General features: G+C 53.4%; 19 protein-coding genes and 1 pseudogene. 6 read left to right on the top strand and 14 right to left on the bottom strand.

All coding sequences use genetic code 11. The features are described 5' to 3' along the window. Positions 1–242 precede the first annotated feature (242 nt). Positions 243–947, top strand: coding sequence for a DUF421 domain-containing protein (locus tag ACSEXS_RS13010; protein ID WP_438433665.1), 705 nt, complete (start codon positions 243–245; stop codon positions 945–947). An 89-nt stretch (positions 948–1036) separates the two neighbouring features. On the opposite strand, the gene ACSEXS_RS13005 is transcribed toward ACSEXS_RS13010, so the two are convergent. After that, positions 1037–2734 carry a M3 family oligoendopeptidase gene (locus tag ACSEXS_RS13005; protein WP_438433664.1) on the bottom strand — a complete coding sequence of 566 codons (1698 nt, stop codon included), beginning with the start codon at positions 2732–2734 and terminating at the stop codon, positions 1037–1039. Between the two features lie 141 nt (positions 2735–2875). Between ACSEXS_RS13005 and ACSEXS_RS13000 the strand changes: the two genes are divergently transcribed. Further along, positions 2876–3103, top strand: a complete 228-nt coding sequence (locus tag ACSEXS_RS13000; protein WP_438433663.1) for a helix-turn-helix domain-containing protein — start codon at positions 2876–2878, stop codon at positions 3101–3103. 69 nt (positions 3104–3172) lie between these two features. After that, positions 3173–3544, top strand: a complete 372-nt coding sequence (locus tag ACSEXS_RS12995; RefSeq protein ID WP_438433662.1) for a helix-turn-helix domain-containing protein — start codon at positions 3173–3175, stop codon at positions 3542–3544. A 101-nt stretch (positions 3545–3645) separates the two neighbouring features. Here the strand turns inward: ACSEXS_RS12995 and ACSEXS_RS12990 are convergent, their stop codons facing one another. Continuing rightward, positions 3646–5385 (bottom strand): ABC-F family ATP-binding cassette domain-containing protein, encoded by a 1740-nt coding sequence (locus tag ACSEXS_RS12990; protein WP_438433661.1) that lies wholly within the window; start codon positions 5383–5385, stop codon positions 3646–3648. 51 nt (positions 5386–5436) lie between these two features. Beyond that, entirely contained in the window at positions 5437–7680 is a 2244-nt protein-coding gene (locus ACSEXS_RS12985) for a U32 family peptidase (RefSeq protein WP_438433660.1), read from the bottom strand. A gap of 443 nt (positions 7681–8123) precedes the next feature. On the opposite strand from ACSEXS_RS12985, the pseudogene ACSEXS_RS12980 reads away from it, so the two are divergent. Then, positions 8124–8245, top strand: a pseudogene (locus tag ACSEXS_RS12980) (transposase); the annotation flags it as partial. Positions 8246–8434: 189 nt separating this feature from the next. Continuing rightward, positions 8435–10078, top strand: coding sequence for an Alw26I/Eco31I/Esp3I family type II restriction endonuclease (locus ACSEXS_RS12975; RefSeq protein WP_438433659.1), 1644 nt, complete (start codon positions 8435–8437; stop codon positions 10076–10078). On the opposite strand, the gene ACSEXS_RS12970 is transcribed toward ACSEXS_RS12975, so the two are convergent. The 7 genes from ACSEXS_RS12970 to ACSEXS_RS12940 form a co-directional block, all read right to left on the bottom strand. Then, positions 10064–11230 carry a DNA cytosine methyltransferase gene (locus ACSEXS_RS12970; RefSeq protein WP_438433658.1) on the bottom strand — a complete coding sequence of 389 codons (1167 nt, stop codon included), beginning with the start codon at positions 11228–11230 and terminating at the stop codon, positions 10064–10066. The genes ACSEXS_RS12975 and ACSEXS_RS12970 overlap by 15 nt on opposite strands. Then, positions 11227–12957 (bottom strand): Alw26I/Eco31I/Esp3I family type II restriction adenine-specific DNA-methyltransferase, encoded by a 1731-nt coding sequence (locus tag ACSEXS_RS12965; protein ID WP_438433657.1) that lies wholly within the window; start codon positions 12955–12957, stop codon positions 11227–11229. Before ACSEXS_RS12965 ends, ACSEXS_RS12970 begins: the two co-directional genes overlap by 4 nt. Before the next feature lie 258 nt (positions 12958–13215). Then, the gene (gene rlmH, locus ACSEXS_RS12960; protein ID WP_438433656.1) at positions 13216–13695 is read right to left on the bottom strand and encodes a 23S rRNA (pseudouridine(1915)-N(3))-methyltransferase RlmH; all 480 of its coding nucleotides are present in this window, start codon (positions 13693–13695) and stop codon (positions 13216–13218) included. Between the two features lie 82 nt (positions 13696–13777). Next, positions 13778–16657 carry a bifunctional lysylphosphatidylglycerol flippase/synthetase MprF gene (mprF, locus tag ACSEXS_RS12955; RefSeq protein WP_438433655.1) on the bottom strand — a complete coding sequence of 960 codons (2880 nt, stop codon included), beginning with the start codon at positions 16655–16657 and terminating at the stop codon, positions 13778–13780. A gap of 36 nt (positions 16658–16693) precedes the next feature. Beyond that, on the bottom strand, positions 16694–18199 hold the full coding sequence (locus tag ACSEXS_RS12950; protein ID WP_438433654.1) for an HNH endonuclease: 1506 nt from the start codon (positions 18197–18199) through the stop codon (positions 16694–16696). Between the two features lie 235 nt (positions 18200–18434). Further along, positions 18435–18608 carry a CxxH/CxxC protein gene (locus tag ACSEXS_RS12945; RefSeq protein ID WP_438434035.1) on the bottom strand — a complete coding sequence of 58 codons (174 nt, stop codon included), beginning with the start codon at positions 18606–18608 and terminating at the stop codon, positions 18435–18437. A gap of 105 nt (positions 18609–18713) precedes the next feature. Beyond that, positions 18714–19901: a S1C family serine protease gene (locus ACSEXS_RS12940; protein ID WP_438433653.1), complete on the bottom strand. Its 1188-nt coding sequence runs from the start codon at positions 19899–19901 to the stop codon at positions 18714–18716. Positions 19902–20014: 113 nt separating this feature from the next. Between ACSEXS_RS12940 and ACSEXS_RS12935 the strand changes: the two genes are divergently transcribed. Beyond that, complete coding sequence (locus tag ACSEXS_RS12935) at positions 20015–20224, top strand: hypothetical protein (protein ID WP_438433652.1); 210 nt, start codon at positions 20015–20017, stop codon at positions 20222–20224. A 315-nt stretch (positions 20225–20539) separates the two neighbouring features. Here the strand turns inward: ACSEXS_RS12935 and ACSEXS_RS12930 are convergent, their stop codons facing one another. The 4 genes from ACSEXS_RS12930 to walK all read right to left on the bottom strand — a co-directional run bounded on the left by ACSEXS_RS12930 (position 20540) and on the right by walK (position 25348). Next, a complete protein-coding gene (locus tag ACSEXS_RS12930; protein WP_438433651.1) occupies positions 20540–21343 on the bottom strand; it encodes an MBL fold metallo-hydrolase in 804 nt (267 codons plus the stop codon). 40 nt (positions 21344–21383) lie between these two features. Then, on the bottom strand, positions 21384–22118 hold the full coding sequence (gene yycI / locus ACSEXS_RS12925; protein ID WP_438433650.1) for a two-component system regulatory protein YycI: 735 nt from the start codon (positions 22116–22118) through the stop codon (positions 21384–21386). Positions 22119–22223: 105 nt separating this feature from the next. After that, positions 22224–23519: a YycH family regulatory protein gene (locus tag ACSEXS_RS12920; protein WP_438433649.1), complete on the bottom strand. Its 1296-nt coding sequence runs from the start codon at positions 23517–23519 to the stop codon at positions 22224–22226. After that, on the bottom strand, positions 23516–25348 hold the full coding sequence (gene walK, locus ACSEXS_RS12915) for a cell wall metabolism sensor histidine kinase WalK (protein WP_438433648.1): 1833 nt from the start codon (positions 25346–25348) through the stop codon (positions 23516–23518). Before walK ends, ACSEXS_RS12920 begins: the two co-directional genes overlap by 4 nt. Position 25349: the final 1 nt, after the last annotated feature.

The raw sequence follows: 25349 nt of genomic DNA, 5'->3' as shown, positions 1-25349 counted from the left end.
TCCTGTGTTCGTCCTGTACATGTTACCATTATAGTTGCCAACCGGATAATTTGCATACAGGCGCGCCCGGAAGCGATATGTCCATCCCTTTAGGGACAGCCTCTTCTGGAGGGTAAGCCTACTTTGGGCTAGCTCCCTCCCGTTGTGGCTTAGTGCCGTCTATAAAGGCAAGTTTAAGGCAATTCTGATGGTGGGGTCTTTCTCTGCACCCCCGAAAGAAATTCGAACAAGGAGTCCGCCCAATGCAAACCTACGTGGAAGTTATCTTTCGAACGATCGCCGCATTTGTCCTCCTCATGATCGCGTCGAGAATTCTCGGCAAGCAGACGATATCCAATATGACCTTCCATGACTTCGTGAGCGGCATCACGCTGGGCTCCATTGCGGCAAATTTGGCGTTCAACGAGAAGCTCCACTATTGGCACATCGTCGTATCGCTGCTGATCTTCTTCGGCATCTCTTTCCTCGTGTCCAAGATCGCGCTCGAAAACCGGGCATGGAACCGGCTGGTATCCGGTACTCCGACCGTCGTCATCGAGAATGGCAAAATTCTCGATGACAACCTGCGAAAAATCCGCTACACGTTGGACTCCCTGGCCCAATCTTTACGCGAAAAAGATATTTTTAATATGGAGGAGGTCGAGTACGCTTGCCTGGAGGATCACGGCAAGCTGTCCGTCAAGAAGAAAAGCGAGTACGAGTGGGTAACGCGCAAAGATCTGAAGCTGCACGCCGCGGCCGTCCAGTCGTTCCCCGTCGAGCTGATTATGGACGGCGTTATCATGGAAGACAATCTCGCCCACAACGGGCTGACCGTCCAATGGCTGGAGCAGGTACTGCAGGAACGGAACAAATCCGTATCCGATGTGTTCTACGCCGTGAGAGGCACGCAAAATCAGTTGTATTTTGACTACTATCAGGACCACATTGACAACGCGATTGATTAGCCCCGCCCTTCATAGGAGCCTCATGTTCGCCTATCTCCTCTGAGTAGATATGGGCTTCGCTTCGGCACTCACACCTTGTACGGAGTCTGTTAATGCAGCTCATTAATCAAATCCATCACAAATTTGGAGGTCTTCGCCAGACATCGTTCCGTGAAGTCGAATGCAATACCCGTATCGCGATAAATATCGGCTATGGATTGATTGGGATCTGCGCCTGCTCCCTGTTTGTATAGCGACGTCGCTCTAGCCGGATCTTCCCGGTAGATTTGCAATAACTGCAGAGCGCCCACCATCGACATGGAATATTCGATCTGGTAGAACGGATAACCGAAATAGTGAATGACCTCGGTCCACCTCGTTGCCACTTCAGACTCAAGCCCCGTCATGTCTACAGGGTGATAGAGGAAGCGTCTTTCTATTTCTAAGTACTTCTCGTCTCTCTCTTCCGGTGTATGATCCGGATTCGTATAGAGCCAGTGCTGAAACAAGTCACCTGCGACGGGCCTGATCAGCATGGCGAAGGCGCGGCTAAGTTCTTCAAGTTGTGCATTCTTGCATTCTTTATCATCCGTATAGAATAGATGAAGCTTGTCGAGCAGCAACAACTCCAAACCGTGCGAGTAAAGCTCTGCTACTTCCGCACGAAGGTGGTGCTCTTGAATCCCTTCCCCGGATTCGTACTGCAGATAGGTGTTCACCGCATGACCCATTTCGTGAATCAGGGCAATGAGCGCGAAGAACGATGGACTGAAATTACAAAAGATAAATGTATTCTGGGTCGCGGGTAGGTATTCCAAGAACCCGCCGGGCGCCTTTCCTGGACGAACCTCCAGGTCGAGCAGCCCATTCCCGCGCATGTGACGGAATCTTTCTTGGAAATAGGGATCGGTCATGCCCAGCATCTGATCCACGCCGTCCATCAACTCGGTAACCGTTTGGAATGGCGCACCTTGCAGCAAACACGACCCTTTGTCCCAGGGGCGGTAAGCTTCTACGCCCAGGCTTGTTTGGATGATGCCGGCAAGACGGTCCCAAGCGGGGATAACGTGTTTCTCCACAGAATCATGGAAGTCATAACAGTCCTGGATGCTGTATTCGCGGTTCTTCATCGTGAACAGGTAGTCGCGGTAATTATCGAAACCGGCGTTGATCGCCATCTTGTGCCGAAGACTCACCAATTCGTTCATCATCTCATCCATCTGCGGCTTTACCCGTAACCGGGCATCGGCTAATGCACGCCAAGCTCGTTCGCGAATTACTCGATCGGGACGGTCCAATTGTCCCTCCACGAAGGAATAAGGTTTTGGTTCGCCATCCCATTCGATGCTCAAACCACCCATGATCTCATTGTACCGGGTGACCAGTTCTTGCTCCCGAACGGTAAGCGGGATATTCTCTTCGCGAAACAGTTCCACCTTGGTTCGCCGTACTTTAAGCATCAGGCCGTATTTCTTATCGTCCAACTGTTCGTGAAACGAACTGTCCACTACCTTCTTGTCGAACTTAGCCTGATAGTTCATCAGCATGGGCTGCACAGCGGTTTGATCATGCAAAAAAATATCGCGCATGGCAGCATTTGTGGTATCACGATAGAAGTCGATTTGGTGACCGTACATGGCCTCTTCAATCTCCTCCCGGAACTTCCTCTCCCCTGCGAGCCATTCCTCCAAATCGGCAACGGACTTAATTTCCCGCTCGAGGATCTGCTGCAATCTAGCTTCTAACGCTTCTAGGTCATTCAGATGGACGGCGTCGGAATAATACTTGATAGAAGATAATTCAGACATGCTTTGGCCTCCCATTCAACAATCTCACTTCCATCATACCTTAAGTCGTCAGTTTCAATCAGTTCATTATACGATAAGAAGTATAATTCGCCAATTATAATTCGAGGATGATATTTCGCCAATTGTCTACGATAAGGGGGAATGTGGAAAGGAGGGCTTCCCATCATCAAGCTAAGCGACGCCCGAACCGCAAAAGGACTGACTCAAGAACAAGTCAGCCGAACCGTAAACATATCGCTGAAGCATTACCAGAATATTGAGCATGGGCTGACTTCTCCGACCGTAAACATTGCGCTGCATATCTGTGAATTGTTCGATGTCGATCCTCGGGAGATTGTGGAGTGGCGGGACCGGAGACGGGCGGAGTAAGGTTGTTGGATGGTCCAAGCTCACCGCTGGTAATTGAAAAATGTTACGCTTCTCATGAGGGGATAACTCATGGTTCACAAGGCTAAGAGCGATCAAGAAGCTGCTAAAGCGTTCATAAAAATAGTTGGCGAGAAAATCCGGTTACTTCGCACGGAAAAGGGAATATCGCAAGAGAAGTTAGGAGAAGCGGCCAATCTCAACTCCAACTATATTGGTCAGATTGAACGCGGCGAGAAGAGCCTGTCCGTATTTACATTGAAGAAGATAGCCGAGGGTTTGTCTCTATCTTTGGAGGAATTGTTTCGGCAGATTGATCCTGCCGAGCGGACCGATGCTTTGGGGGAGATCGTGGACTTGCTGTCTGCGAGGCCGATTGAGGAACATGGGAAGGCCTTGGCGGTTTTGAAGGCCGTGCTGGAATGGAATGAAAAGAGATCATAAATTGAAAAGAGGCATGCTGCTCATATTATAAGCGGCAAGCCTCTTTTTTTATTTACCTTTTGGCGACCTATATTCGCTGCCATCATTAGGAGAGCTATCCTTTAAAGCAGCTTAATGATCTCTCCCAGCTCATCGACCAATCCTTTGGCAAGTTCAAAATTCTTCTCTTTCAAAGCCAACTCAATTTTCAGTTCAACCGACTTTTTCTTTTGTTCCGTTTCCAGATCGTCTCGATTAAAGTGACTCGCGTAGATCATCTTTCTAAATTTTCGCATGCTCATTTTTCTAATCTTCTTATCGTCAATGAGTAACACATAATCCATGCCGTTCACGACCGAATAGAAATCATGAGAAACCATCAGAATCGCGCCTTTATAGGCTTCGATGGCTTTCTCCAGCGCGGTCTGTGCATAGATATCCAAATGGCTTGTCGGTTCGTCCAGAAGCAGGAGGTTGGCTTGGCTGGCAGACACTTTCGCCAACTGAAGCATGTTTTTTTCTCCACCGGACAACGATTCAATCTTCTGATCCAGGATTTCTCCTTCAAAATCATAGTTGGCAAGATAAGATCGGACCTCGTCATACGTTTTAAACCCGGCATCGATGAATTCATCCATGATGGTATTGGAATCATTTAGCGTTTCGCCATGAAGCTGAGATAAATAAGCCACTTTAGCATCAGGATGGATTTTGATCGACTCATGATGGTTCTTAAAGATTTCTCGGAGCAAACTCGTTTTTCCGGTACCGTTTGGACCGATAATGGCTACTTTATCCGTAGATTGAATCTCAAAACTAACCTTATCCAACAGCAGCTCATTAAAAGCAAGGCTATACTCATGGACGCTTACCACCGTGGTGTCTTCCAGTTCATGATCCATACCAAACGTAATGTTCGGTTGCTTAATATCGACAAACGGTGCTTTGATTCTACGCGCTTCCAATCTTTCTTGAAACTTGACTCTGGCATTTAACGCTCTGCCTCTGGATGCTTCTGAATAATAAGTCGCGAGCTCTCTAAGGTTATCGATGATGGTGTCATATCGCTCGATTTCTTCTGCTTCCGCAATGGCGATCTCTTGCAGCTCGATTTTGGTCTGAAGCAAGGAGAATTTATACTCCACATATCGCCCGTGAAACTCCTGGAGCTCTTTGTCTTCAAGGTGGATGATTTTGTTGAAGCAATGGTTCAACAGATAGCGGTTGTGCGTAACGACCAGCAGCATTCCCTTGTGAGCATTCATCAATTGTTTAAGCGCATTCAGGTGATCGAAGTCTAAGAACACATCCGGTTCGTCCATAATCAGCAAGTCCGGACTGTTGAGCATTTCCTTGATCACTTGAATCAGTTTGAATTCCCCGCCGCTCAGATCGGATAGCTTAAGATCTTTAAGCTTCATGAGGTTTGCCAGATTCAGTTTCTTGTTCAGGCTGCTTTCAAAATCATCACCGCCGATTGCAGCGAATGCGTCCAAAGCCAATTGAAGCTTTTCCAGCAGCGGATCCATGTCCGTTGCGGTTTCCATCTCCGCATAAATGGAGGTGATCTCTTTTTGAACGCGGATATAGGCTTCCCCGATAAAGTCATAAACAGTTGTTTCTTCCGGCTTGTCTACTTGCGAGAACTGACTGACATACCCGATTGTGCAGGTCGGGTCGATCTCCAGCTTCCCCTCGAACAAATACCTTTCGGGATCGATCAGGATATCGATCAGTGTACTTTTCCCGCTGCCGCTGGTTCCGATAAAAGCGCAATGCTGCCCCTCTTCAAGCGTAAATGAAATGTCCCTATAGAGCTCTTTTTGCGGAAACGAGAAGGATAAGTGATCAACTTTTATCATAGGGTTACCTTTCTTAAAAAACGATAATGGTGATGATTATGAGCTGGCTGCCTACAAAATCTCTTTATGAAAATGTCCTCTTGTGTCGGTTTCCTGATTGAAAACAGGAGTATTCAGGGAGCCATCTAATTTGCCTGAGGCCTGCTGTATAACCTTCACAACCTGCTCTTGGGTTTCAACGGTGAAGCTTAATCGGAATGCCTCGATACCCTGGATGTTTTGCAGCTCATCCAATAGGTTAAGCGTCTTCCCATTCAGGACCGTCGTTGTACAATCCTCATGGGAAAGGATCGGGAACGTTCCGTTCTCATCTTTTAACGCATAGCTCTTCGTTCTACAAACTCTGCATTGGTTCATTTTTTTCATCGGACAATACTTGGTGAACATCAAAGGAGCCTTGCCGTATACCATCATCTCCAGCGAAGGATCGCCGTCATTTTCTTCATAATAAGCGTTCCTTAACTCTTCGATCTGGCTCTTATTCATTTCATAAGATAAAGTGACTCGTTTTGCACCGAGTTTATATAATTCATAGCAACTCGCAGCATTCACAACATTGAGAGAATAGTCCGTAACAAACGGATTCGTTTCTCTGTAGCGATAAATTCCGCCGTATCCTCCGATGAGCAGCTGCCCTTCTTTTTCCTTATACTCATTTTGATTTCGTCTGACCACGTTTTCGTAATAGATTTCCTTAATTCCACCGCTCACGCAAGCCTCATACTGTTCCTTTGTCGTTACCGTGGCCGTAAGGTATGGTTTTTGAGCGGCAAAGCTTATTTTTTCTTTTGCTTCCCTGGCCTTGGTTCTGTTCTTCTGGCTGTTCAGCTTTAAGTCAGATAAGCCCTGTACAATCTCTCTTCTGGCGGCATTCAACAGCTTGGCTGGAATAAAGGCATGGCATTCCTCATAATCGACCTGGTTCAGCTCGAATATCGTATCATGTAATCGGGAGAATTGCTTGATTACCTGGCCTCTGGTTGTTGGATTCTGAATGGCTTCGCCCAGTAGTTCCTCGCTTTCATAGAAATATTGAAAGCCCAAGCCCTCCGCATCGATAAAAAGCTTGGAATCTGGACAAGCATAGACTTTAAGATCCAGAGGAAACCGCTTAAATTCTTTTTCCAGCGATGCTTCTAATTCTTTGGAATAGAAATAATCCTTCGTTTTATAGACGACATCTCCCGGAGATAGCGTTTCTTGGATTTTGATATAGCAGACCTTATCTGCCTTGTTGATTAAGTCGCCCTCTTTATTGTACAGTTTGGCAACCGTTAAATTAACCTCTTCCTTGTTGTGACTGATCCGGATGGTATCGTTTTGATTTAATGGACGGGTAAGGGTGATTTCATACCGATCTTTAACCATCCTGCCGATGGTTCCAATTTCATAACCAAAGTTATTCGGTTTTACGATGTTCGTAATATTTCTCCTATCTTCGTGAAACAAATAGCCTTTGGTGAAGGTTCGATTGAAGGTTTTTTTCAGATTTTCTTTCTCTTCCTCGGTGATTTGATTATCCAAGGCCATGCGATATTTGGATACCACATTCGCCACATACGTAGGATCTTTCATTCGACCTTCTATTTTTAAAGAATCGATTTCTTTTAATTCATGGATATAATCGATTGTGTTTAAGTCCTTGGTTGATAGAATATAGTTTCTGGCTAAAGAGGTATCGGTTGTCTGATCCAGGAGTTCATATTCCTTACGGCAGGAGCCCACGCATCTTCCGCGATTCCCGCTTCGATAGCCGATTAATCCTGACATGAGGCAGTTTCCCGAATAAGAGACACATAACGCCCCGTGAACGAAAATTTCCACAGGGATTTCCGCTATTCGTTTGATCTCTTTTACTTTCTCAATCTCGACCTCACGGGACAGAACAACGCGTTTGGCACCAAGTTCTTTAAACAATAACGTTCCGTCCACGTCGTCTATTCCCATTTGAGTGGAGCAATGGACTTCCAGATCAAGAAAGTTCTTCACGATATAATCGAGAGCAGCCAGGTCCTGGACGATAATGCCATCCACCCCAATTTCATTTAATTGGTGGATCTGCTCCTTCATCTCTTCCATTTCGTTTTCGAAAACGATGGTATTCATCGTAACATAGATTTTAACGTTCCTCAGGTGCGCATACGCAACCGCCTCATGTAACGATTCGAAATCAAAATTAGAGGAGTATGCCCGTGCACCAAATTTTTGCATGCCTAAGTATATGGCATCACAACCATTTGAGATGGCAGCTTTTAAGGCTTCCATACTTCCTGCTGGAGCTAATAGTTCCGTCATTTTGTCCTCCTGGTGATGCTTAAAGATATATATCTTGCCTTACTAATGGTACGGTTCATCATTATATATCTAAGCACAAAGTGTAATTTGACCGCCACAAAATATTCGTCAGCGTATAAAGACCAAACCACTCCTGACTGAACTGCTCCCCGTCAAGTAGACAGTGGAAAAAGGTACAAATCTACACGACCTAAGCCAAATTCCAAGGAGCTTAGGCCGTATAATTTCTCCTGCAGTCTTTCGTTATTCTAAAAGGCGATGTACGCCTCGATATCCCGCTTCAATTACTCGAAGGTTTCGAATACGTGTTCAAATAGTATTTTTCGCACTTCAATGCTCCCCAGAAGGACTTCATAGGGCCGTTATCGATACATCTGCCAACACGAGACATGCTCTGAATGAGTTTCCCCTGTTCCAGCATCTTCGGGAGGGAGGTGTATTGGAAGAAACGAGGGGCTCCGGAAATCCTCATCACCTGTGTGCGGACAACCTGACCGGTTTCTCCCAGGCGATTACCGCCTGCTACCCGAAGACTGAGATCCAGAAGTGTATCATCCACCAGATCCCGCAACTCTACCCGTCTCCCTTATCTTAAATCAGCAGGAAGATTCTATGCTATCAGAATTACCGCTCACTTGTAAGTAGTGGACTTTAGGAAAATATAGGTTGTAAGAATAATATAGAGGTGGTAAATTAGACTCTAAATTACTATGGGTAATATTACCTTTCCAAGAGGTAGCGAGGAGATAATTTAATGAAAAATGAAACAAAAAGGGTTAAATACGGGAGAGAAAATACTGCGTTTCACGAATATGCAAAGTTTATTGTTGAGCATGACTCTTATAAAGGAATGCCTGATGTCTACAAGGATGATGGTGGGATACAATGGGAAGCTCCTTCTAATCGACCAGGAGGTAAATTTAAGGACACTCACCACAGACGTAGAGAATGGTGGAAATGTAAAGCTATTGAGCTGGGCATCTCCCCTGAAAAAGATGCTTGGATAAGTAAAACCGCAAAAACATTACATCCCACAAAATCAAAGCCATGCAAGAATTGTGGTAGAATCATGGATATTAGATACGTCTACCCAAATTCTAAATTACTTAAAAGAATTAGTAAGTTAGAATATTTTACTTCCGATTTTGAAGTGAATGAATTGGAGCATATTGATAGGTTAGTTATTCGCCTAATAAAGCAATTTGGAGCTAGAGTATTTGCTGACCTACCAAATATTTTAAAAACTGACTCTATCATAATTAGAGCCATTAACCCCACTATAAAAGACTGGCTGCATTTTATTAATAATGAGTATGTCCCCTTAGAACCCAAACTACTCAGTCCCGGGGCTATGTCGAATGCGCCTGATCGATTAGACGGATTCCACACATTTAACCGTTGCTGTCGTCAAAAAGTAGACAAAGGTAGAAGCGTAGAAAATCTTCGCTCATACAGCACTGATAGAAGAGTATTTGAATATTGGGTGGATGGGGATTGGGTAGCTGCGAACACTTTAGTAGGATTAATTCGTTCAAATCCTGACTTGCAAGCCCAGCCCTGCTTAAATGGTCATTCTGGACCCTGCTCTGCAGACCATATTGGGCCAATTTCCCTGGGTTTTGCACATCGACCTGAGTTCCAATTCTTATGTAAGAGCTGCAATAGTGGAAAAAATAACAGGATGTTTTACTCAGATGTATCTCATTTGCGAGAAGTCGAAGGGAATGGAGAAAACGTTACATCGTGGTATTCAAAAACACTTTGGGATTCACTGAAGCATTTAGTTGTAAGCGAAGAAACTGCACTTAGACTAAGTAAGATTCTCCGAGATAATAGACACAACGCTATGTTTTTGATACAAAAAATAGCGGAGGCAGGACACTTTTGTTTTCTTTCAATCTTTCTCGGACTACATTATGCAGATTTTAGTGTGCTATTTGATGAACTTATAGTTAGAAATCATAAAACTAAATATAAGAATATAGAAAGACACCAAAAATTCACGAAATATGCTAATATACAAAAAGCTCGAAGGATTAGAATTGCTTTTCATGCACTAGAAGAATATACAGAAAAAGAAAATAGAAATGCCTTTTTAATCTCTAACCGACAACTTGCTGATAAATTGAACGACACGCTAAATATTCTGGAGCAAAAGCCGGAAGAAGTTTATTTAATAGATTTAGAGATAGCAAACCTATTAAAGATTAAAGAGGATATAGTATCACCCAAATTTCAAAAAATAATGGGAAAACTCTCCTTAATAGGTCTGCTCCCGAAGTGTTTCCCGATTGCCAAAGAGACGATGAACGATTACATGGATATAATCTCAAAGGAATTAAGCGCAATGTGGGAAGCAGACCGTTATGTTAGAGAAATTATGTTAGATACTAATTAAAGACTCTTCTACTCTCTGCAAATAAGACTCGATATCTATTTCGCCCCGCATAAATCGCTGGTAGGGATTTGTGGGGGGCGTTAAATAATTCTTAAATGAGCCATCCTCTCCAGGTTCAAGCGGAGGCAGGTCTGAAAGCGCCTCTTTAACGGAAATTGTTTGAATTTCATTAGGTGATGGACAAGTATAATGAATATCGCCTTTACAATTACCGATTAAAACCACTCTTTTCCTTCTTTGAGGAACTCCGTATTCTACTGCGTTTACCTTACTAACTGACAGTTGATTTGCAGTCGTGCGGAGTTCTTCATAAATCATATCGAAAACTTTTCCTTGTTCCATGCTTAAAAGGCCAAGTACATTTTCAAATACAAAGCCCTCAGGCCTAATGGTTTCAAGTACGGACTTGTATTGTTTAAAAAGCCAATTTCGTTCATCTTCCATAGAACGCTTTTTTCCCGCCGTAGAGAAACCTTGGCATGGTGGGCCACCTAGTACAAATAGTGGTAGAGACGGCTCCTCGCATTTTGCTTTTTGCGCAGCATCTATTATTGATTGAAAGACAACCTCTTCTCGAATGTCACCGCAAATGATATTTTCATGTATGTTCGCCCGATATGTTTCAAGGGCATTTTTATCAATATCGTTCGCAATGATAGGTTTCCATCCTGCTAATACAAATCCTAATGCTAGCCCTCCAGCACCAGAAAACAAATCAATAAATTGTCCCCTGAATGGAAATGCTTTGGCGATTTGATATGCGAGAATAGGTGGGACAGCGTTCCCAATTTGATTATTTATCGCAGTTTTGCTGCCATGAAAGCTAAAGTTATCCGGAAATGTTTGGAGGCGAGCTGCTTCCCTTTGTGATAAAGTTCTATGCTGACCTCCAACAAAATCATAGTGGATGTGACAACCATTACCCGGCCTTGTAAAGTAGGTATTTATTGTATATGCGGGAGCTTCGGGTCTGAGCCGACCATAATATGTTGAGCGGCTTCCTTTGCCTTCAGAAAAGCTCTTTCGGATTTGTTCAAGTCTCTTAGACGGAACTGTCTCAGGAATATTCCTCCAGTTACCTCCAGGTGGTACAGAACGGATAATCATATCGTCAAGTGCACTTAAGGTAGCTGCGTAATGATTAGGAATCAATTATTTTCCTTCCCTTCATTCCATCGTTGAAGTAATTGCTCTCGTTCTTGTGTAGTCAGCTTATCAAATGAGGAGAGCAGGGTTGAAAATTCACCATAAGACAAATCATACATCTTGGCAACAAAAACTTCTATCATTTCCTCGTAACTCTCGTCATTTTTATCTATATAATTATCAACGAGTTGCACAAGGGATTGAACTACATTTTCATTAGTAATATCTGGAATCCTCACCTTGCGCACAGCACCTAAAGATACATGGGCGGTTGCCAGATGCATCCTGGCTTGCGCTTCAAATACAAAGGAATTCATGATTGCAACCAGTGCCTTAAGTCGATTCACATTGTTATCACGGAAGTACAATACATTTAAAGAGTTACCTGTAACCATTCCAGGTGGAATTATCGCCGCATGCATCCTACGCTTTTGAGTTGGACGCGCCACATCTCGCCAGACTAATCTATACAAGTCAGCACTTTTTGGAATTTGGGGACCATCATTTTTAACATATTTGCTTGGTTTTTCTGCGAATCCATATCTCCTTATCATCTTTCCTTTGGCAAAAAGATATTCCCCGTTATCTGAGAGATAGGATTGGTAACCTGTTTCGTCAAGTTCCCGTCCAGCCCAAATATGCTTATCTTCCATACCCTCAAGGCAAGAGATTGTTTGAAGTCTCCCAAATTTTTTAGTTATAGCAACAATTTTTAAGCCAAACTGTAAGGGTAAAATATATCCATTCTCAACGATATGATTCCAATCGCTATCATTAAGAGTTTCAACATTGGGATTGCAATTTTTATCATAAGTAATGAGGCTAGGAGAAGCAGAACTTATCGTGCCAGGTGATGCCACAAAAGCAATACAAGGTTGGTCAACATTGTAAAATAGTTTTGCCTCAGCTACATAGTAATGAATGCTTGAAACGTTATTAGTTTCAAAAATCCATCGACGTAAGCATTCAGACATTTGGTCGGCTAGCAATGAAGCTGGGGAGACTACCCCACATATGCCATCTTTTGCGGTAAGATTAATTGCTACTTCCGTACCACACCTAGCCAGATTCATACCCCATCCAGCAAACTTTTTAGTAGGGACAGAGAGTGGATATAGCTCTGATAATGATTTGTTCATTTCTCGGATATTTTGAATATATGCTTCAGCTTCTTGTTTATTTAGATTCTTTAATTCCCTGCTGTCAGGCTTCAACACTTCCCAAGGTGGGTTTGTAATGCAGATATCGTACTTGTTTGTATGACTTTTGGCTAGCTTGAAACTATCCCCTGCCCGTGTGGTAACTTCAACCTTGTAATTCAAAGTTCTGGCTGTTGATTCGATTCTTCTTCTAGCATCTGACAGTGCATCGTAATCGCAATCCCAAAGCTCAATTTGCCATGTTAATTTATTTTTTGTACGTTGTTTTGCCTCTTCTAATAACCAACAAATTAAGCGTCCATCGCCACAGAATGGCTCGATTACTTTTAGCATTAAGAAATTATCCACTTGAAATGAATTAAACATTGATTTTATCATTGTACGTCCTATAAACTCATGCGTATAGAACCGGCCGGTTGACCGAACAATAAGATTCTTTTGATTTAGTTCGTTTTCACTTTTTTTTGATTCGTTATCATAAATCTTTTGAAGATGATTAAAAGTTAAGTTGTCTACCTCAATGTCAGATTCAAATAACATAGACAGCTGGATATCTGTGGTTGTTTTACTCATTCGTATACTCCCTTCCTATGCGAATGTGTTACTTAGAGAGTGCCCAAGGCAATTAAGAAAACATACGTTCTTATAAGAGTGTACAATAAGAAGGTAACAAAGGGAAGTGACTCTCATTCAGGGAGTACAGGATTGATTAACTTTTTGTTCATACTGCACGAATTGATAGATATAATGTCTGAAGATTATTTAACCATGGGATAACTCTTTTTTGCTGTCACACTACATCCAACTTTAATTCTACTTTCCGCTTTACCATCATTTATGATATGGTTCCCCCCGGTTGATCTTCACCGCCCGGTACACCTGCTCGGCCAGCACGAGGCGCATAAGCTGGTGGGGCAGCGTCATGCGGCCGAAGCTCAGGCGTTGCTGCGCGCGGCGCAGGACGGCGTCGGCCAGGCCGTGGCTGCCGCCGATGACGAACACGACGTGGCTCGTGCCGTAGGTGCCGAGCCGGTCCAGCTCGGCGGCGAGGTCCTCGGAGCTCCACAGAGCGCCGTCCAGCGCCAGCGCGATCACATGCGCCTCGTCCTTGATCAGCGCGAGCAGCCGCTCGCCCTCGCGGTCCTTCACCTGGCGAACTTCGGCGTCGCTCAGCGTGTCCGGGGCTTTCTCGTCGGCGACCTCCAGCACCTCGAACTTGAGGTAAGGCGCGAGCCGCTTGCTGTATTCCTGGATGCCCTGCACCAGGTACTTTTCCTTCAGCTTGCCGACTCCGATGATCTGAATGCGCATAGGTGTCTAATCCTCCTGTCTTTTCATTCCAAAAAGCGGACCGTCTCGCCCGTTTCCACGGGTGCGGACGGTCCGCTTACCATTAGGTTCCTTTTTGCTCCGTGCCGCTTATTCCTGCACTTCCGCCCGATCCGGCGGTGGCCTTCATCTTCCGATTCACCAACCGCCTGAGATCGACCGTGAGCAGCGGCAGCGAGACGGAGACGGGGTAGGCCAGGAAGCGCGGCTCCCATTCGGGAGCGAACTTGGCTTTGTAGCGGCGCAGGCCCTGGAAGCCATATAAGTGTCCCCCGTAGCGGAACACGAGCGCGGCGAGCCGCTCCTCGCGCATGGCGCTCTTGTTCTGGCCGACGCTGGCGAGCGGGGCGTTGCCGAGGTTGAACCGGGCGTAGCCCTGCTCTCGTGCCCACTCCAGGAGCTGGATGAACATGTAGTCCATCGTGCCGTTCGGCGTCTCCCGGCGATGGCGCATCAGGTCAATGGACAGGGTCCGGCCACCGTCGTAGACCGGGGCCAGCGTGGCGAAGGCGATCGCCCGCCCCTCCGTGTCGCGCAGAACGGCAATGCCCGAGCGCTGCAGATACGCTTCGTCGAACCAGCCGAGCGAATAGCCCATCTCCTTCTTGCCGTCCAGCCATTCGGCGGAGACGGCCCGCAGCTCGTCCAGCAGCTCCGAGCGGTGCGGCGGCGATGCGATTTCGAACCGGTAGCCTTCCCGCTGGAAGCGGTTGTTGACCGAACGGAGGTCGGTGTTCCGCTTGCCGCTCAGGGTGAACCCGGCGAGATCGACGAGCGCTTCCTCGCCCAGCTTGAAGAAGCGGTAGCCGTTGTCGTGATAGATCGACAGGTACTCCGGCCCCACCTGATAAAAGACCACCGACAGCGCATACCGGTCCGCATACTGCTGAAACTCCGCGATCGCGGGCGAGATCAGCTCCTTGGGGCCGAGCGGATCGCCGAGCACCGCCAGCTTGTCCCTCGTCCGGGCAAAGGCGAAGAGCACCTTGCCGCCCATGGCCCAGTAGAAGGCTTTGTCCCCCGTGAAATACATATGAGTGAGGTAATTGCCGGGATTCAACCGGAGAAAGCTCTCCAGCTTCGCCATGTCCTCCGGCGTCGCCCCTTGCTCCACCTTGCGGTGAGGGCGCAGCAGCGTGATCATCGACAGGAACAGCCAGGCCGCTGCCAGCCCCACCGCCGCCGTGACGGCGTAATCGTGCGGGGTGAGCAGGTTGTGGCGCGGGTGGCGCGACGGCTTCATCGGCAGGTGCTTGAAGAACCCGTCCAGCATGTGGCTGCCGAGCAAGTAATAGCTGAGCGCGATCAGCATCGTCACGAAGAACCAGAACCCGAGCGTGCGTCCCGACAGCGGTACGCCCTCGCGGTAGAAGCGGTCGCGCGAGATCCACAGGATCAGCGCGACGACGAGCAGGAACACCGCTTCCTCGAAGTCGAACGCCTTTGTGAAGCTGAACACCGCCCCGGCCCAGAGCAAGAGGCTCGTCAGCCGGTAAGCCCGCTTGACGCGAAGGGAGATACCGCGCGACAACAGCACGAGCAGGAAACCGATGATAACGGTGAACTGATGGGACAATTGCATCACCGGCAGGGTCAGCAGCTCTTCGGTAAATCGGAGCCGCTGAAGGAGACCGGGCGTGGCCGCCGACAACAGCAGCAGCAGACCGGCGAGCAGCACCAGCTTGCCCAGTGCCCAAGCGCCGAAGTCGGTGAGGAAGCCGAACTGCTCCGGCCACCGCCAGAACCGCTGCCAAGCGTTGAGCGCACCGTTCAGCCCGGCCGCCATGGTAGCGGCGGCTTTGCTGCCGTTCTCCTCTTCCTCCTCACCGGCAAGCGCTCCGGCGGCCCGGATAGAGTCCCGTCCGGAAGCCATAGCCGCATTCTCGGGCATAGGGCCGGAGGCCGCAGCGATTTCCGGCCCGGCGTTCTCGCCCGCAATCGTCGCAGCCGTCTCCCCCCCCTCGGCCATCGAGCCCTTGAGGCCGCCCCGGGCGAATTCCACCGCCGCCAGCACCAACCCGAGCATCCACGGGAAGATGTAGTAGAACAGCCGGAACATCACCAGGACCGCCATCGCCTCGTCGGAGGTGTGGTTGAGGATTTGCAGCCCCATGAGCACGGTCAGGTCGAACGCGCCGATGCCGCCGGGGGCCATGCTGAGAATCCCCGCCACCGCCGACACGATGTACAGCCCGACAATCTCACGGCTCGGCACCGGGCCAAGCAGCTCGTGGCAGATCAGGTAGAACGTAGCCGCAGCGAAGCCCCACTCCAGCAGCGACGCGCCGAGCGAGGCACCTACGGTGACGAACGGAATCCGTTCGCCGCGGTCGCGGTTGAACCAGCGGGCGAAGAGCGAGGACCGCTGCACGCCGACGAAGAAGACCAGGTACAGCCCGACGCCGTAGACGGCAAATTGCAGCCACGGATGGACGCCGAACAGCTCCCAGGCCGGGAACAGCCCCGTCACCACGCCCCAGGACAGGATCGACAGGCCGGTGATGACGATCGGCGACAGGAACAGCACGGCCGCGCCCATCTGGGCCGCCGGTACCCCGCTGCGCTTGTAGAGCAGGGTGCGAACCCCCGCTCCGGTCAGTCCGGCGAAGCCGAGGATGTTGTTGAAGGTATTGGCGATCCACGAATACCGGAATGTCGCCCCCGCTCCGACCCGAAGCTTGAAGTGGTGGCGGATCAGGTAGTCATAGCCGCTCATGACGGCGACCGAAACCAGTGCGGTCGCCAGGATGGCGAGCGTCGCCCTATGGTCCATGTGCCGCAGTTGGCGGATCGTCCGTCCGAGATGAATCTGCTTCAGCTCATGCGCGCCCTCCAGGTAGACGAGCCCAATGACCGCCACCGGAATGAGCAGCCGGAAGAATTTCGTCTGATACAGCGCGGCGAGCAGCCGAAAAATAGCGAATCGTTCGAGCTTTTCCTTCACCGAATCGGATTCCTTTCGCAGGGGATGGCTCTCCCGTCAGCGGCGGGAGCTCAGGAAGTCGTCGACATCCTTGTCGGCCTTGTATCGGTTGCAGAGGCTGCAGGCGCAGACGCAGTTGTCCGGCGTGCTGTGCCCGCCCTTGGCCCGCGGCACGAGATGGTCGATCGTATCGCCATATTGGCCGCAGAAATAGCACGTATAATGATCCCGGGTCAAAATATAACGGCGGAAGTCCTTGTTGCTGTACAGCCGCCGGATCGTGTGCGGGTTGATCAGCACCGCCGCATGCTCGCGCACCAGGGTGGCCGCCATCTCCAGGTCGATCTCCTGGTACCAGCCGCGGCCCTTGTCCGTGCGGCCGCGCATGCGGATGATGCCCTGGCGGGTCGGCCGAAGCGCCGCCGGGTCATGCACGTCGAGTCGGCCGCCGGTCGTGTGCGGCCGGCTCTTCAGGCGCGGCTCGGCCTTGCCCCGCGGCTCCGCCGGGGCGTCCGGCAGCGCGGCGGCCCCGGCGAGCGGAGCGCCGGGGGCCTCCGGCTTGCGGCGGCGGCGCGGGCGCTTGCGCTTGCCGCCCGCCGCCGGAAGCTCCGCGGCTTCCGAGCCTGCGGAAGCCGCCAAGGATGGCCCGCCCGGGCCGGGGGCGGGCGCAGGTTGATCCGGCGCGGCCCATGCCGCCTGGCCGGATGCCTTCTTCCCGGCGGGACGCTTCGCCGCTCCCGCCGCCATCGGCTTGTCCGCCGCCTGGTCGCGGGCGGCGGGCGCAGTCGGCCCGGCGTCGCCCGCGGAATGGGCGGCCTGCGCAGCAGGCTCCGCGCCGGGGCTCACCGCCGAAGCCGCCGTTCCCGGCTTGCGGCGACGGCCCCGCCGCCGCTTCTTCTTCGGCTTGTCCGGCAGCAGCACCGCTCCGGCGGGCACATCATCCTCGGTCCAGACCTCGGCAGCCGGTTTCGCGCTCCTCTCGTCTTCGGAACGCTCCACCGCTTCCGCCCACGCCGTGCTTTTGGCCCGAGTCGTGCCTTTCGCCCGCGCTTTGCCTTTTGCCTGCGCTTTGCCTTTTGCCTGCGCTGAAGCCTTCGTCCGCGCGGTATCTTCCTCTCGCACCGTACCTTCCGGCCGCGCATCAGCCTCCGCCCGCGCCGAGCCTTCCGGCTGGGCGTCCCCCTCCGGCGCGCCTGCTGCGGGCTCGGCCGCCCGGGCGGCATTCGCGGCCGCCGTCGACCGCTTACGGCCCCGCCGCCGCTTGCGGCTGCGCCGCTTCTTCGCGCCGCCCGGGGCGCTGCCGCCCGCGCCTAATCCTTCTCCGGCCGCCTGAGCTCCCGCCGCAGCCGGCAGCTCCTCCGCCGACACGTCGCGCGGGGCTTGGCCAGCCGCAACGCGCACCGTTTCCGGCGCTTCGTCCCCGCGCGAGACGCGGCAGCTTCGACACATGCCGCGCCTGCCTGCGGCGCCCCGCTTGCCGCTTCTTCGCTTGAATTCGCCGAGCGGCCGGCTCTGGCCGCAATAACTGCACACTTTATGCTCCATCGTTGTCCCTTCGGACATCGGAATCACCTCACCTTGCGACAGGCATGAAGGCCCATCTTCTCCATCTTACCTCATTTGGCGAACAAAGGGAAAATAAGCCAAACAGCATCCGCCCCCGGCCGTCCTGGCCGCTCGTGCGGATGCTGTTTGAATGGCGGCGACGCCTTGGAGACTCCGGCCGCCGGCGGATATCGCCTCGCCGCCCTGGATGGAACGCGCACCTGCCCGGCAGCGCTCCCCGAGGCTTCCCCGGTCACACCACGAGGAATTCCGCGTGCGCCTGACAGCCCTTCTCCTCGCAGTGAGGCGGCGGGTCCCAAGCGGCAAACTTCGTCTCCTCCAGGTTCACCACGTCGGGCGCTTCCTCGAATTCGTCCAGAAATCGGTCAATGGCGATTTCCACATGCTCTTTGCATACCACATACATCCGTTTGTCTGCCCCCATATGCTCGCTTCATTCTTGGTTGCCGCCGGACTTCTCCGCCGTTTTCGTATCGATTTCCTTCTGCTCCTTACCGCCAATGCGGACCGGTCAGTCCAGCTCGCCCAGGGTGAGCGTCACGTCCTGCTTCTTCCCCGCGCGGTAAAAGGTCACCTTCAGCTTATCGCCGATCTTCTTCTCGTTGAACAGATATTTGCGGAGCTCCATCGTCGAGCCAACCTCTTTGCCGTCCAGCGCCACGATCACGTCCCGGGTGGTTAGCCCCGCGCCCTTGGCCGGATCGGTGACATCGGTGACGATGACGCCCGCCGTCACGTCCTTCGGCAGCTTCAGCACGTCGAGTCCGCTGCTGAACGCCTGCAGGTCCTCGGAGAAGATGCCCATTTTCGGCCGCTTGATCTTATGGTCGCGGATGAGCGTAGTCAGCACCGGCTGAGCGCTGTTCGACGGGATGGCGAAGCCGAGTCCCTCGACGCCGGTGTCGGAGATCTTCATGCTGTTAATGCCGATCACCTGGCCGGCAAGGTTGATCAGCGCCCCGCCGCTGTTGCCCGAGTTGATCGGGGCATCGGTCTGAATGACCTCCATCTCCCACTGCAGATCGCCTTCCTTGCCCAGGTTGACCGGAATCGTCTGCAGCGGCGAGCTGATGATGCCCTTCGTCACCGTGTGATTGGAATAGCTGAGCCCGAGCGGGTTGCCGATGGCGATGGCCGTCTCCCCCGTCCGCAGCTTGTCGGAATCGCCGAACTCCGCAACCGTGCCGATGCCGTCGGCTTTGACCGCCAGCACCGCCAGGTCGGTGTATTCGTCCTTGCCCACCAGCGTCCCGTCGCGGCGGGTTCCGTCGGAGAGCACGATCTGGTAGGTGTTGCCCGTCTCGATCACGTGGTTGTTGGTGACGATCAGCGCCTTGCCGTCGGCCTTGCGGAAGATAACGCCCGAGCCTACGCCGCCGCCCTGGATCTTGTCGTCATTCACATCGGTGCTGATGACACTGACCACGGCTTCCTGCACCCGGCTGACCGCTTCCACCACCGGATCGGAGGAGCTGTCGGACCCGTCTGCCGTCGGAACGACCGCGACTGCCGGCTGAGCCTCCGGCGCGTGTCCCGGCGGATGCAGCGACCGTCCGACCAGGAGGGTCACCCCGCTGCCCGCGAGGAGCGACACGGCGATCACGGCCGCGAGAAACCGGCGCTCCGCCGGAGGCCTTCCTCCGCGCAGCGTCCTGCGGCTCGGCTTGGTGCTGTAAAAATCATCCTGAAACAGTCCCACAGCGGTCCCCTCCTACTGGGCTGGCTCTTGCTTTTTTCTCTCTCGCGAGGAATCTTTTCGCTCCGCGCTGACTACACTAATAATACCAGATTGCTAGAAAAGGAGAATGACCGATGAACGCCTGGGAACAAGTGGCATGGGCCGGCCAGCTCGCCGACCTCAAGGAAAGCCAGTACCGCACCCTGCTGCTCGCAAGCGCCTTGGCGGAGCTGCTGATCGGCAAGGGGCTCGCCACCCGCGACGAAATCGCCGCGCTCGCCGCGCAGCTCGAGCGGGCCGATCTCGCCGCCTGCCCGCAGCCGAATCCGGCCGATCCGGCCTGAGGCAACCGCAGACTCTCTCCATGAGGAGCCGCTTGGATAGCCGCAGTATAGAGCACTCGTGGATAGCTGCCTAGATAGGCGCGAGAGAAGCGCGTCCCTGGGTACTTGCTAGAGGCAATCGATAAGGGGCGCACTCGGCAGCTACGGCCCTAAAGAGAGCTGCTGCGCACAGCCGTTTCGCAAAATGCCGCATTCGAGACAGCCGCGGAAGATGCCGTCCCGTTCCATGCCCCCGAGACCACCGCCGCCAACGCATCCCGCTCGAGCCTGCCGTACCGGCTCTAGCATCCTTTTTGCCTAGCAGATGCTACGCTTCTACTCTTCCTCCAGCGCATCCCACTCGGTTGGATGATCGAAGTAGGTATCTTTCAGCTTCACCGGAAGATTCTCGAAGATTCCGTTGTCCTCCATGATGTTCCCCACCGTAAGCCGCGCCAAGTCCGTCATGTTATGATTACGGCTCAGGTGAGCCAAATATACCCGTTTTGTCTGGCCGCCGACCAGCTCGCACAGCCCCTCGCCCGCTGCATCGTTGGACAAGTGTCCGATGTCGCTTAAGATGCGCCGCTTGATGTTCCACGGATAGCTGCCCATCCGCAGCATGCCGACATCGTGGTTCGACTCCAGCACCAGCACGTCGGCGTCCTTCACGCTCTCCTTGACCTTGCCGCTCAGGTAGCCGAGGTCGGTCGCGACGCTGAGCTTTTCCTCGCCGCTGTAGAAGTTATATGCGACCGGCTCCGCCGCGTCATGGGAAATCCCGAACGATTCCACCTTGAGCGTGCCCAGGTCGACGGCCGATCCGGTCTCCATCACCCGCCGGTTCTCCTCGGCGATCTCGCCGCATTGGCGGTTGATCTCCTCCCAGGTCTTCTCGTTGGCGTAGACCGGCAGCTTGTGCTTGCGCGCGATCGCCCCGAGCCCCTTGATGTGATCCGAATGCTCGTGCGTGATGAACACCCCGTCCAGATCGGCAAACGTCAATTCCCGCTCCGCGAGCAGCTGCTCCAGCTTTTTGCCGCTGAAGCCGGCGTCCAGCAGCACCTTGGCCTCTCCGTTGTCGACGACCGTCGCATTCCCCGTCGAACCGCTCGACAGAATGGTAAAGCGCAATCCCATGATGTCTCCTTCTTCCTGAAGCTTTGCTTGCTTCTTCCCTCTATTGATCCTTCTCCGCCGGTTGTTCGACCGCGCCGGTGTAGGCTTGTACGTAATAGACGTCGCCGTTGTCCCGAATCATGCGCCAGCTCGGCAGCATGTACTGGGTTTCGGTGTTGAATTTCTGTCCGTGGTAGCCGAGCCGGATGTCGACGATGGCGAAATTCGACTCCTGGGTGTTCTCGGCCAGACTTCGGAGGGCGGTATAGGCGGAGATGACCTCCTGCTCCTGAACGTCCACTCCTGATTGTACTTCAACGTACACTTGTTTGTAACCCGTTATTTTGCCGTTCTTCTCGGTCAGCTCAAGCGGCACGTCAAACATCGGCAGCCTCTCGTAGCGCTGAAAATAAACCAGTTTTTCTCCCTTGACGCTCGTCGACGGATCGCTCTGGTAATCCCCCGGGCTCTCGATGCCGGCCGCTTCCATCGCTTTTTTGCTCGGGGCGTGGCTGATGATCCCGGAAGCGTTGAACGGCGTGACCGCCACCTCCGTGGCATGGTTGATCTTCTCTCGGGAATACACCGAGCGGAGCTTCGGCGTGTCCTTCGGCACCTTTTTTACCTCGATGCGGATGTTGCGGCTGTTCAAAAGCTTCACCGTCTCCTCCTGGATGACGGCGGAGTTCTGGCTCGCGGTCTTGTCCCAGCGGCTGTTGTAGAGCTGGTAGCCGAGCAGAACGTTGAGCAGCAGGAACGATATAATCAGCACCGACTTGGCGCGTCCCCAATCCATCACGCCACCTCCTCGTACGGGATCGTCTTCCGCCGGGCCCTGCGGCCCACTTGCAACCGATCGGCCGAAGCCGTGGGATGCCGGGTCGCCCCGGCCAAGCGTCCATCAGAGAAAATCATAGCTGCCGTCCCTCAGCTCAATCGCCCAGCGGGGAATCAGCTCCACGGTCTTGTCGGAGATTTTGGCCGAGTAGGCCGGAAATACATCGACGATATTCCCCCGGTGGCCGCTGCTCTCGATCAGCTTGGCCAGCGCCGGACCGCCGGGCAGCTCCATCTCCCGCCGCGTCTCGGCCTCGGGCTTCAGCTTGATCATCGACCGTTCGAAGCTGGTCACCGCGCCCTGCACCAGCGCCAGCTTGACCGCGCCCAGGTCCTCCTCCGCCCCGCCCAGGATCGGCAGGGAATCGCGGTACTGCCGGAACACCAGCTGATCCGGCTCATCCGTGCTGCGGGTGAGGGTGTCCATCCGGAAGGTTCCGTTCCATCCCCCGTGCTGGTTGACGAACTGTACGGCGGTATCCAGATCATTCGCCGGATTGGCGCGGCTGGCCGCCGGTCCCGTCACCGGGTCGGTGAAGATCAGCCAGTGCTTCTCGCTCTGCAGCTGCAGGCCCCGCTTGGCGTCGGTGTAAATCTGCGAGCCGTCCTTCTCCTGCAGGTTCTTGACGATGTTGGGATCGACGAACAGGCTGCGCTTCAGCTCGTCGGCGGTAAACTGGTCGTAGCCGACGGTATACCGCACCACCGGCACCGCCTTCTGCGGCAGGTAGTAGCCGGCGTACTGCGGTTCGTACGGCGTCAGGTACTGGCCGAAGGCGACGTTCTTGCGCACCTCGCTGATGTCCATGTCGGTTCGGGCCGCGTAGACGGTCAGCGGATCGCCGGTGAAGAAGTAAGCCTCCGGTTCGCCCGAGCCGGTGTTGGCATAGATCAGAATCCGTTCGATGCTGGCTTCGGCGAGCGTATCGGCGTCCACCTTCACATCGAGAATCCGCTGCAGCGCCGGCATCGGCACCGCCTCGCGGAAGCGGATCTCGATGCCTTCGTTCTTGTTGCGTATGTCGCTCCAATCGAGCACGCTGAGGTTCTCCGGCGTCAGCTTGCGCAGGGCCTCGAAGCGGCGCTTTTGCAGAAAATCGCGGTAGACCATCTTATAGAACTGCTGCTGCGGCGAGAAGGGCGTGAGCAGCGTGTGCTTGTTGTCGCCCAGATGCAGCACGATCTGATAGGGATAGAGCAGGTCCTTCAGCTCCGCTTGAGTCCCGCCGAGCTCGGAGGGCACGTAGTTGGTCGGGGTAAGCAGGTCGAGCTTCGGCCGGCCGTAAGCGAGAACGTAGCTCTGCACGAGGCTGGCGGCGACGAGAAGGACCAGCGCGACCGTCTTCAGGCGTTCCTTCATGCCGGTTCACTTCCTTCCCCGTACGGCAGGACGAAGGTGACCTTCGTGCCTTGGTTGTATTCCGATTCCAGCTCGATTGTGCCGCCGTGCGCGCGCACGATTTCCCGGGCAATAGCGAGTCCGAGTCCGGTGCCGCCCATGTTGCGGGACCGGGCTTTGTCCACGCGGTAAAAGCGCTCGAAGATGCGGTCGAGGTCCTTCCTCGGGATGCCGATGCCGTTGTCCTCGACGCCGATCTCGGCGAACGCGCCTTCGCGGTCCCGGCAGGACAGGACGATGCGGCCGTGATCGGGCGTATACTTCACTGCGTTGGACAGCAGGTTGTCCAGCACCTGGTCGATCTTGTCGCGGTCGACGAGCACCGGCGGCACTTCGCCGATGTCGAGCACGAGCGCGATTCCCTTCTGCTTCAACTGGAAGGAGAAGCGGTCCGCTACCTCCTCCAGCATGTCGGAGATCGCCGCCGGCGTCATCTTGAGCTGCTCCTGCTTCGAGTCGAAGCGGGACAGGTTGAGCAGGTCGGTCACGAGCCGGATCATCCGCTCGGTCTCGTTGCGGGTGACGCCGAGGAACCGCTTGGCGAGCTCCGGCTCGTCGAGCGCCCCGTCCTCCAGCGCTTCGAGGTAGCTTTTCATCGTCGTCAGCGGCGTCCGCAGCTCATGCGAGACGTTGGCCACGAACTCGCGCCGCGAGCGCTCCATCTCCATCTGCTCGGTGACATCCTGCAGGACGAGCACGGCGCCGGTGATGCCGATGTCGCGGCGGTGGATCGGCGTCAGCGCCACATGCACCTGGCGCGGCTCCTGTCCTTCCTCCGCGGCCAGCTCCAGCACCGTCCGGTGCTCCTCGTCGCGGCTGCCCTCGGCGTACCAGGCCTCCGGGAGCGGCACCAGGTCGCGCAGACCGCGCCCCTCCGCGCGGCGCGGGTCGGTGTCGAGCATCTGGGCGGCGCGGTGGTTGAGCAGGATGATCCGGTTCTGCTCGTCGGCGGCGATCACGCCGTCGCTCATGTTGCTCAGGATGGAGGCGAGCCGCTCCTTCTCTTCCTCGCCCGCCGAGATCGCCTCGTTGAGCCGCTCCGTCATGTAATTGAACGCCTTGCCGAGCTGGCCGATCTCGTCCTCGCCCTGGATGCGGACCCGCTGGCGGAAGCGCCCCTCCGCCACCGAGGTAACCTGTCGGGTGATCTCCTTGATCGGGCTCGTGATCGTATGCGACAGGAAAACGCCCAGGACGCCCGTCAGCGCCAGGGCGATGATCGTCCCGGACAGGAAGATGCCGTTGATCCGGCGGATGGAGGCATACGTCTCCTTCATCGATTTCTTGATGTAGACGGCTCCCAAGACCTTGCCGTCCTTGACCACCGGCACGGCCAGCACCTTGATCCGGTTGCCGAGGTCGTCCATCAGCGTCTGCTCGTTGTCCTTGGTGTTCTGCAGCGCCCGGCTGATTAGGATGTTGTTGTTCTTGTGCCCGAGCACCGCCGAGGCGTTCTGATCGGTCGTGCTGACGATGTTGCCGTCGGCATCGACGATCTGCACCGTATCGGCACTGGAGAACTTGGCGATGTCCCGCAGGTCGTCGTACGCCTTGAGGATCTCCTCCTGGGTCTGCGCCGCCTCGCGCGCGCCTTCCGGCAGCTTCTCCGCCGCGAACGTCGCGAGCAGCGAGGCTTCGTATTCCATCGAGTTGGAGAAGCTCTTGAGCGACGAGCTCTCCATCACCTGCATGAAATAGACGCCGATCAGCTGCATCGCGAACAGGATCAGGAGCACGTAGATGATGCTCATCTTCATCTGGATCGTGCGGAACAAGCGGACGCCCTTCATC

The sequence above is a fragment of the Gorillibacterium terrae genome, assembly GCF_051594785.1.
In the GTDB taxonomy this organism is placed as follows: Bacteria; Bacillota; Bacilli; order Paenibacillales; family NBRC-103111; genus Gorillibacterium.
This window is presented reverse-complemented; position numbering and strand designations above follow the sequence as displayed.